The 9324-nt window shown below is 72.7% G+C and carries 7 protein-coding genes; 4 read left to right on the plus strand and 3 right to left on the minus strand.

The features are described from left to right. Positions 1–235 precede the first annotated feature (235 nt). From ACQRUO_RS36605 to ACQRUO_RS36615, 3 genes are all read right to left on the minus strand, one after another. Positions 236–1471 carry a ParB/RepB/Spo0J family partition protein gene (locus ACQRUO_RS36605; RefSeq protein WP_428320491.1) on the minus strand — a complete coding sequence of 412 codons (1236 nt, stop codon included), beginning with the start codon at positions 1469–1471 and terminating at the stop codon, positions 236–238. Continuing rightward, entirely contained in the window at positions 1468–2622 is a 1155-nt protein-coding gene (locus tag ACQRUO_RS36610; RefSeq protein ID WP_428320492.1) for a ParA family protein, read from the minus strand. Before ACQRUO_RS36610 ends, ACQRUO_RS36605 begins: the two co-directional genes overlap by 4 nt. A 451-nt stretch (positions 2623–3073) precedes the next feature. After that, on the minus strand, positions 3074–4117 hold the full coding sequence (locus tag ACQRUO_RS36615) for a hypothetical protein (protein ID WP_428320493.1): 1044 nt from the start codon (positions 4115–4117) through the stop codon (positions 3074–3076). 300 nt (positions 4118–4417) lie between these two features. Between ACQRUO_RS36615 and ACQRUO_RS36620 the strand changes: the two genes are divergently transcribed. The 4 genes from ACQRUO_RS36620 to ACQRUO_RS36635 form a co-directional block, all read left to right on the plus strand. Next, positions 4418–5386, plus strand: a complete 969-nt coding sequence (locus ACQRUO_RS36620; protein ID WP_428320494.1) for an RNA polymerase subunit sigma-70 — start codon at positions 4418–4420, stop codon at positions 5384–5386. A 917-nt stretch (positions 5387–6303) separates the two neighbouring features. Next, complete coding sequence (locus ACQRUO_RS36625) at positions 6304–7389, plus strand: ScyD/ScyE family protein (RefSeq protein WP_428320495.1); 1086 nt, start codon at positions 6304–6306, stop codon at positions 7387–7389. 153 nt (positions 7390–7542) lie between these two features. Then, a complete protein-coding gene (locus ACQRUO_RS36630) occupies positions 7543–8679 on the plus strand; it encodes an inositol-3-phosphate synthase (RefSeq protein ID WP_428320496.1) in 1137 nt (378 codons plus the stop codon). Continuing rightward, positions 8676–9324 (plus strand): SCO3242 family prenyltransferase (locus ACQRUO_RS36635; protein ID WP_428320497.1); only part of this gene is annotated, 649 nt, incomplete at its 3' end. The genes ACQRUO_RS36630 and ACQRUO_RS36635, both read left to right, overlap by 4 nt.

A 9324-nucleotide genomic window follows, 5' to 3' on the forward strand; every position in this document is an offset into this window, starting at 1 on the left:
GTGTGTTGTCCGCGGACAACACGACGGGTGGAGTGGGGGTGGGCGCGGGGATGTTGTCCGCGGACAACATCGAGGGTGAGGGCGAAGAGGGGGCGAATGTTGTCCGCGGACAACACGGGAGGGCGGGGCTGAGCCGCCCGAGCGGGGAGAGATGTTGTCCGCGGACAACATGAGGAAGGCCCGCACCTGAGCCGGGGTGGTGGCTCGGGTGCGGGCCGGGGTGGGGTGAGGAGGGTCAGCTGCCGGTGGTGAGTTCGGTGATGAGGGCGGCGAGCTCCTCCGGGGTGCTGCCCTCGCGGAGGACGGCGGCGCGCTCGGCGGCGGTTCGGCCGAGGGCGCGGACCAAGTCGCGGGCGCGGGCGCGGGTGGAGGTGGGGGAGGAGGCGGCTGGGGGAGTCGGGATGTTGTCCGCGGACAACATCGAGGGGTGAGGGGTGGGGGCGTCGATGTTGTCCGCGGACAACATCGGGGATACGGAAGGGGCAGTTCCAGGTGTGTTGTCCGCGGACAACACGACGGGAGAGGTGGGAGCGGGGACGGGGTCCGAGATGTTGTCCGTGGACAACATCGGGGACGAGCCGCCCGAGGCGGCAGAAATGTTGTCCGCGGACAACACGGGAGGCTCCGGGTTGGTGGCGAGGGAGGCCTGTGCCGGGACCGGGGTGGGGATGTTGTCCGCGGACAACACGGCCGTCTTGGCGAGCTCGCGCAGGCTGCGGTCCTGGGCGCGCTGGGTGCGCTCCTCGTCCTTGAACTGTTCGGCGAGATCGAGGAGGGCGTCGGCGTCGAGGTGCGGCTGTTCCTTGAGGGTGCGGGCCAGCCGGCGGCCGTAGCGTTCGGCGAGTTCGCCGGAGGCCAGGGCGGCCTGGACGGCGTACGGGAGGGTGAGCAGCGCGATCTGGTTGCCCACCCAGGAGCGGTCCTTGCCGCGGCGGCGGGCGACCTCGGCCGCGTTGCCGTCGCAGGCTTCGAGCAGCTGCTTGAGGCCGCGGGCCCGCTCGATGACGTCGAAGTCCGAGCGCTCCTCGTTCTCGATCATGAGGTAGTCGAGGAAGTCGGCCCGGCTGGCCGCCAGGTCGTCGCGCACCACGAAGTCGAGGGCGTCGAGCCCGACGTGCAGGGCCGAGCGGTACCGGCGCTCGCCGTTGAGCAGCACGTGTTCGGCCTGCTCCGCGATCACCTGGACGTGCTTGGGCCAGAGCTTGAGGTAGGCCTCCCGGGTCACCGCGACGCAGGCCGTGGTCTGCTTGCGGGCGATGCTGTTGCCGAACTCGGTCTTCTGCTCGTCGGTGCCGAAGTTGCGGCGCGGGTTCATCGGGCAGGGGGCCACCCGGTCGAGGGCGAGCCGCTGCAGCTCGTAGTCCGGGATGGTGCCCTCGGCGACGGCCTTGGCCCGCCCGCGCTCGCTGCGGGGCGAGCGGGGGAGCCCGCCGAAGGCGCCGGCGCCCACGCGGTCTGCTACTCGGGTCATGCTGCGATCCTCCTGGCGATCTGGCGCATCGTCTCGGCCTGCTCGCCGTCCGGGGCGTAGACGAGCAGCGGGGTCTTCTGGCGGACCGCCTCACGCTGGTCCTTGAGTTCGTGGACCACGGCGATGACCTCCGGTGTGCCGATCGACCGCCAGCCGTCCAGCGAGGAGGTGACCACGTACCCCTTGCGCGAGTCGTAGAGGTTGACGATGAACCCGAGGTCGCTGATGTCGATGCCGAGGTCGTCGCAGAGGGCGTCGATCTGCTCGCGCAGCAGCTCGTAGGCGTCCGCGGAGGAGTCCTCGGCCTGAACAGGGATGAGGATGCCGGAGCCGCCGGTCTCCTCGCCGTCCCGGGTGCGCACGTAGTAGAGGGCGTTGTCCATCGCGTACCCCAACGACGGCGGGCAGTCGACCAGCACGAAGTCGAAGTCCTTCTCGATCGCCGCCAGGGCCTTCTCCAGCGCGGTCTCCTTGACCCGCACCTCACGGGAGGTCACCAGCTTGGCGTCGAGCAGGAACCCGTCGGTGCAGGCCGGCAACAGGAAGAGCCGGCCGCCGAAGGCCTCCCCGTCGACCGGGAGCAGCAGCTCGGTCAGTTCGCCCTGGCGCTCGCCGACCATGTGCTTGAGCAGGCTGTCGCCCTTGAGCGGCAGGTGCTCGTGGCCGAGCTGCTTGGTCAGGTGGCCCTGCGGGTCGAAGTCGATCAGGCAGACCCGGAAGCCCTGCTCGGCCAGCGCCTGGCCGAGCCCCGCGGTGATCGCGGTCTTGCCCACCCCGCCCTTCTGGTTGCCGAGGGCGATCCGGCGGGCCCCGGTGGCGCGGCGGGCGCGCTGGGGCAGCGGGTGCGCGTCGAGCCAGAGCCGGATCGACTGGGCGACCCCCTGGTTGTAGGGGATCTTGAGCTCGGAGCAGTCGCCCCGGAAGCGGGCCAGCAACGTGGTGGGGACGTAGGTGGAGAAGGACTCGCTGCCGGTGGTGTCGATCAGGTCGAGCGGCTTGGCGGCGCTGCTCCAGGCCTTGATGCCCTCGGTGACGGCGTCCTGGATGTCGATTCCCACGGTGGCGGCGCGGATCTTCAGTTCGCGGCGCAGCTGAGGGGGGATTTTGGTAACTACCTTGTCCCGGTCTGCCGGGGCGCTGGGGGTGGCCATGGGGGGAGTTTACTAACCGGTGAGGGGCGTTCAAGTAACTTCGGGAAATGACATGCCGTCTGGATGGGGTGATTTGGGCGGTTTGGGGTCTGATGTGGGGTCAGGGGGAGGTGGGTGGGGTGCGGGCGGATGTTGTCCGCGGACAACATCCGGGGGTGCGGGGGAAGGCGGGGCGTGTTGTCCGCGGACAACATCGGGCGGGAGTCGGGGGAGGGTGGGGGGGATGTTGTCCGCGGACAACATTGAGGATGTGGAGGGGTTGGTTCCAGGTGTGTTGTCCGCGGACAACACGACGGGCGGGGTGAGGGCGGGCGCAGGAATGTTGTCCGCGGACAACACGGGAGGGCAAGGCTGAGCCGGCCGAGGGGGAGAGATGTTGTCCGCGGACAACATCGAGGGTGAGGCCGTGGCGGGAGGAATGTTGTCCGCGGACAACATTCCGGGGCGGCTGCTAGCCCGCGAGGACGCTGGGGGCGGGGTTGTCCTGGAGCTCGGTGGCCAGCACGCGCCAGAGTTCGGCGTAACCGTGCATCAGCTCCGCGAGCTGCGCGCGGCAGTGGGCCGGCACGCCGGAGAGGATCAGCTCCCGGCTGCGGACGGCCAGTGCCCCCGCGTCGAGCATGCGCAGCACGGTGCGGCCGGTGTCGTTGAGCCGCAGCGAGGGGTCGCGGCGGAGCGCGTCCACCGAAGCCAGCAGCACCTGGGCCGACGGCCCCGTCGACATCGCCCCCCGTACCCCGCGCGCCCGCGGGGCCGGCCGGGCCCCCGGGTCGGAGCGGCGGCGCTGGCCGGGCGGGACCGGGTCGTCGCCGCGCAGCACGCGGTCGCGCACGTCGGCCACCGTGGTCGGCGAGATGCCCGCCTTGCGGGCGATGGTGCGCAGCGAGGCGCTGGGGTCGTCCATGATCAGCCGACCGGCGAGCTCCCGGCCCTGCGCGGAGTTCAGCGGCCGGGCCCGGCCGTCCAGGCCGATCCGGCGCTCCTGCGGCGGCACGCCCGTGATCGCCGCCAGCCGGATCTCCGAGACCTTCTTCGCCGAGAGCCCGGCGATCGCCGCGACCGCCCGGTCCGACCAGTGCGGGCGGATGGCGAAGATCTGCTCGGCCGCCACCGCGCGGTCCCGGAGCGAGAGCGGCCGCCCGTGCGCGACGTTCATCGCGACCGAGAGCAGGACCGCGTCCTCCTCCGCCCCTTCGAAGAACCGGGCGGCGATCCGGTCGCGTCCACGGACCGAGGCCGCCCGCAGCCGGTGCACGCCGTCGACCACCGTCATCGTCGCGCGGTGCACCAGGATCGGCGGCAACTCGGCGTCCAGCGAGGCGAGTGCCTCGACGTACGCGGGGTCCTCGCCGGCCGTGCGCGGAGTGCCCGAGACCACCAGGTCGTGCAGCGGCACCAGCTCGATCGGGGCCGCGGCCAGCGCCTCGTCCCGCCACGCGAGCAGGAAGTCCGCGCTGCTGCCTTCCTGCGAGAGCACCACCACACCCGTGTCCATGGGCACGTCTCCACCCCCGACCGTCCGCACCGGATCCATCGACCAGCTGACGACCACCAGACACCACCGCACCTCTGATTCGCTCGATCCGTGCTCGGGCCCGGCACAGGCGCAGCGCCTTTCACTGGACACCCTTGCCACAGGGCTCAAGGCACTGACTCCGGGGAACGACCTGGGATCGCTGTGTCGCTGACGCGGCGCCCGCGGGCGGATACGAGGTGCTTCTTCCGGCGGGTCTGTCACAGCAGCCAGGTCTTCTTCGACATTCCGTCAGACCCGACGCGACTGAGGATGAAGCCAATGGATGAGCAGCACTTCCTGACGGAACGATTCGACCGGCACCACGACCGGCTGCTGGCGCTGGCCCAGCAGATGCTCGGCCCGACCCGGGCGGCCGACGAGGCCCTGCTGGAGGCCCGGCGCCGCCTCACCCGACCGGCTGCCGACGAGCAGCTGACCGGGTGGCTGACGATGCTGGTCGGTCGCGTCTGCGTGGACGCGCTCCGGGCGCGGCGGGCGCGGCGCGCCGCCGGCCTGGAGGTGGCGGGCGGGCAGCCCGGGCCCGGTGGGGCGGACGGGAGCCCGCCGGGCGAGGTGGCCGGTGGTGAGGTGGCCGGTGGTGAGGGTGCGGGCTCGGCTGGCACGGACTCGGGCGGTGCCAGTGCCAGTGCCAGTGCCAGTGCCGGTGGCACGGGCGTGGCGGTGGCGGGTGAGGCCGCGGACTCGGCCGGCCTTGCGCTGCTGGTGGTGCTGGAGTCGCTGGCGCCGGCCGAGCGGCTGGTGCTGGTGCTGCACGACATGTTCGGGGTGCCGCTCGAGGAGGTCGCCGGCATCGTGGGCCGCACGCCGGCCGAGACGCGGGAGCTGCTCGACCGCACCCAGCGGCGGGTCCGGGGCGGGGCGCCGGATCGGGACGGGGATCCGGTGGTACGACGTCAGGTGGTGGAGGCCTTCCTCGCGGCGGCGCTGAACGCCGACGTCGAGGCGCTGCTGGCGGTGCTCGACACCGATGTCGTGGTGCGCTCCGATGCCGCGCCGAACCTGGTCCGCGGGGCGAGCGCGGTGGCCGGGAACGCGGCGTCGTTCGCGCGGATCGCCAGAATCGCGCGGCCGGCGCTGGTGGACGGGCGGCCCGGGGTGGTGGCCGCGCAGGGGGAGGAGGAGTGCCGGGTGCTGACCTTCGAGATCGTGAACGAGATGATCGTCGAGATCGGGATCATCACGGACCCGGAGCGGGTGCGGGGGCTGGACCTGACGCTGCTCGGCTGAGGGCGCGGGCGGGGTGGCCGCCGGAATGTTGTCCGCGGACAACATCGGAGAGGGGTGCGGGCGGATGTTGTCCGCGGACAACATCCGGGGGTGCGGGGGAAGGCGGGGCGTGTTGTCCGCGGACAACATCGGGCGGAAGTCGGGGGAGCATGGGGGGATGTTGTCCGCGGACAACATCGGGGATGCGGAGGGGGCGGTTCCAGGTGTGTTGTCCGCGGACAACACGACGGGCGGGGCAGGGGCGGGGCGGGAGCAGTCTTCGGGATGTTGTCCGCGGACAACATCGACCGCGCGGGGTGGAGGCGGGCTCGCGGATGTTGTCCGCGGACAACACGGCAGGGTCGCCGTGGAGCCGGATGTTGTCCGCGGACAACATGGCCGGGCGGGGTCGGAGGATGTTGTCCGCGGACAACATCGGGGGCTGTTCGTATGGGTTGGAATGTCAGGGCCACGTCAGCACACTGGCAGTGTCGGCCCGTCAGCTACCGAGGGGGCGGCGCAGCGACTGAACGGCAGCGGGGCGAAGGTGCAGGTCAGGCCGATCCGGGGCGGGAAACAGCGACCGAAGCGTCTGAGAAGCCGACACGGCGTCACGCCCGCCGAACAGCCCCGCCGGTGGTGTGCGAGGGCATGGGATGTCAGTTCGAGTTCGATTCTGCCGTTCGACTTACGGAGGCGTCTTCGACTTACGGACAAGCGTTCGACTGCGGGAATCCCGCGGTTGGACATCCACGATCCCCGGAGGCCCCGCCCAGGCCCGCTCAAGGCTCCCCGGAGCCCCGGTGCAGTGGCTGGATTGCCCGCTTGAACAGCAGGGACACCGGTACGGGGCGCACCTATCGTGACGGAAGTTCCTGCCGCTCCCGAGCCGTTGCCGGGGGCAGATTGCGACAGCTCACGACGACAAGGGGAGAGATATGTCGAGCTCACGCAGGTCTTGGAAGGGGGCCCTGCTGGTCGCCGTGGCCGTCGCCGGTGTGCTGGCGGCCGAGGTGCCCGCGCAGGCCTCGACTTCGACGCCGAGCCTTTCGGTCATTGCGCAGAACCTGCAGAACCCGCGGAAGATCACCGTCCTGCACGACGGTTCGCTGCTGGTCGCCGAGGCCGGTCAGGGCCAGCCAGGTTGTGCCACCGGAACCTGTGCCGCACTGACCGGTGCCGTCTACAAGGTGAGCAGCGACGGCTGGCAGGGCACGGTGGCCTCGAACCTGCCGTCGTCCGCGGCCGTCCCCAGCCCCGCGGGCAGCCCGGTCGAGGCCGCGGGCCCGATCCAGGCCTACCCGGACGGGTTCGGCGGCTACACCGTGCTCACCGGCTACGACGGCACGGACACCTCCCGGGCCGCGCTCGGCCCCAACGGTGCCCAGCTCGGCACCATCCTGGACACCGCCACCGGCACGACCATCGCCGACCTGGTCCACTACGAGACCGTGAACAACCCCGACGGCCAGGGCCCGGAGAGCAACCCGTACGGCTTCGTGCGTGACGGGAACGGCGGTTTCGTGGCGATCGACGCGGCCGGCAACGACGTGGTCAACGTCGACTGGGCCGGCAACATCAGCACCAACACCGTGATGCCGGAGGAGCAGACCAGCACCGGTCTGGCGCAGTCCGTGCCGACCGCCGTCATCAAGGGCACCGACGGTTCGTACTACGTCTCCGACATGGGCGGCATGCGGCCCAACGCCGGCCGGATCTGGCGGCTGGTGCCGGGCCAGGCCCCGCAGCTCGTGGCCAGCGGCCTGACCAACCTGATCGACCTGGCGCAGGCCCCCGACGGCAACCTCTACGCGCTCTCGCTCACCAGTGGCTTCGGTGCCACCGGCCCGGCGCCGGGTGCGCTGTACGAGGTGAACACCAGCACCGGCACCTCGACCGAGATCCCGACCGGCGGTCTGCTGTCGATGCCGACCGGCCTGGCGGTCGGCCCGCAGGGCCAGATCTACATCGCCAACCACGGCGTCGGTGTCGGCGCCGGCCAGCTGGTGCAGCTGAACCAGTAACGCCCTGGGCCGGCGTCCTGCTTGACATGGACGCCGGCCCAGCTCGGCTCAAAGAGGGCTCAAGGCTGGTTGACGTTCGTGTCGTTACCTTCGTCGCAGCCGACCCGGGAGCACCGCCGGGCGGCCGAGCGCCGACTGTTCAGGAGACTGGCCATGCCCACCCACGCCGACATACGCCCGTCCGGGCCCCGGACGGGCGTCTGGTTCATCGGAGCCCGCGGCTCCGTCGCCGTCACCGCGGTCACGGGCTGCGCGGCGGTCGTCGCCGGCCTGCAGCCGTCGACCGGCCTGCTGACCGAGACCCCGGACTTCGCCGGGGTCGGACTGCCCGCTCTGTCCTCGCTGGTGTTCGGCGGGCACGACGTCGACCACAGCCCGCTGCCGAAGCGGGCCGAGGCGCTGGCGGCGGAGGGCGTGCTGCCCTACCACCTGCCCGCCGCGGTGCACGACGAGCTGGCCGCCGCCGACGCGCGGATCCGCCCCGGCGGGCCGCTGCCCGGGGACGGGCGCAGCGACGAGGAACTGATCGAGGCGTTCCGCGCGGACCTGGTCGAGTTCGTGCGCCGCGAGCAGTTGGCGCGCGCGGTGGTGGTCAACGTGGCCTCCACCGAGCCGGTGCCGGCGCCCGGGGCCGAGCGGCTGCCCGCGAGCTCGCTGTACGCGGCGGCCGCGCTGCGGGCCGGCTGTCCCTACGTCAACTTCACTCCCTCGGCCGGCCTGCACCACCCCGCGCTGCGGGCGGCGGCCGAGGGTTGCGGCCTGCCGTACACCGGCCGGGACGGCAAGACCGGCCAGACGCTGCTGCGGGCCGTGCTGGCGCCGATGTTCCGGCAGCGTGCGCTGAGCGTGCGCGCCTGGTCCGGGACCAACCTGCTGGGCGGCGGGGACGGTGCCGCGCTCGCCGAGCCGGCCGCCGCGGCCGCCAAGAACGCGGGCAAGGCGCGGGTGCTGCGGGAGAACCTGGGCACCGTGCCCGAGGGGCAGGTGCACATCGACGACGTCCCCGCGCTCGGCGACTGGAAGACCGCCTGGGACCACATTGCCTTCGACGGTTTCCTCGGCACCCGGATGGTGCTGCAGACCATCTGGCAGGGCTGCGACTCGGCGCTGGCCGCCCCGCTGGTGCTGGACCTGGCCCGGCTGCTGGCCCGCAGTCACGAGGCGGGCCTGGCCGGCCCGACGCCGCAACTGGCCTTCTACTTCAAGGACCCCGACGGCGGCCCGGCCGGCCTGACCGAGCAGTACGCGGCGCTGCTCGACTTCGCCGCCACGCTGCGGGGGACCCGGTGAGCCGGCTCGGCGCCTGGGCGGAACTGCTGCGGGTGTCGGCCCTGTTCACCGTCCCCGGTGACGCGCTGGCCGGCGCGGCGGCCACCGGGCGGCGCCCGAACCGGGGCACCGCGCTGGCGCTGGGCGCCTCGCTCTGCCTCTACCCGGCCGGCATGGCGCTCAACGACTGGGCGGACCGGGCGGAGGACGCCGCCGAGCGGCCCTCGCGCCCGATCCCCTCCGGTCGGATCAGCCCGCCGGCCGCGCTGGCGGCCGCCGCCGGTCTGACCGTGGCCGGGGTGGCGCTGGCGAGTTGCGCGGGTAGGGCGGCCGGGGTGACCGCGGGCGCGCTGGCCGGCACCGTGTGGGCGTACGACCTGGCGCTGAAGCACACCAAGGCGGGGCCGGCGGCGATGGCGGCCGCCCGCTCGCTGGACCTGCTGCTGGGCGCGGTGGCCACCCACCCGGCCGGGGCCCGGGCGGCGCTGCTGCCGGCCGCGGTGCTCGGCGGGCACACGATGAGCGTCACGGTGGTCTCCCGGCGCGAGACCACGGGCGGCTCCACGGCCGTGCCGCTGGCCGCGCTGGCCGCGACCGCCGCCGTCTCCACCGTGACCGGCCGCCCGCGCGGCACGGCGCACGCCCCCGCCGGGCCGGCCGCCGCCA

This window comes from Kitasatospora sp. LaBMicrA B282, from assembly GCF_050325825.1.
Taxonomy (GTDB): Bacteria; Actinomycetota; Actinomycetes; order Streptomycetales; family Streptomycetaceae; genus Kitasatospora.

Bases quoted from the DNA above. Each gene is read 5' to 3' on its own strand.
- ACQRUO_RS36605 (WP_428320491.1), bottom strand. From the start codon at position 1,471: ATGACCCGAGTAGCAGACCGCGTGGGCGCCGGCGCCTTCGGCGGGCTC.
- ACQRUO_RS36610 (WP_428320492.1), bottom strand. From the start codon at position 2,622: ATGGCCACCCCCAGCGCCCCGGCAGACCGGGACAAGGTAGTTACCAAA.
- ACQRUO_RS36615 (WP_428320493.1), bottom strand. From the start codon at position 4,117: ATGGACACGGGTGTGGTGGTGCTCTCGCAGGAAGGCAGCAGCGCGGAC.
- ACQRUO_RS36620 (WP_428320494.1), top strand. From the start codon at position 4,418: ATGGATGAGCAGCACTTCCTGACGGAACGATTCGACCGGCACCACGAC.
- ACQRUO_RS36625 (WP_428320495.1), top strand. From the start codon at position 6,304: ATGTCGAGCTCACGCAGGTCTTGGAAGGGGGCCCTGCTGGTCGCCGTG.
- ACQRUO_RS36630 (WP_428320496.1), top strand. From the start codon at position 7,543: ATGCCCACCCACGCCGACATACGCCCGTCCGGGCCCCGGACGGGCGTC.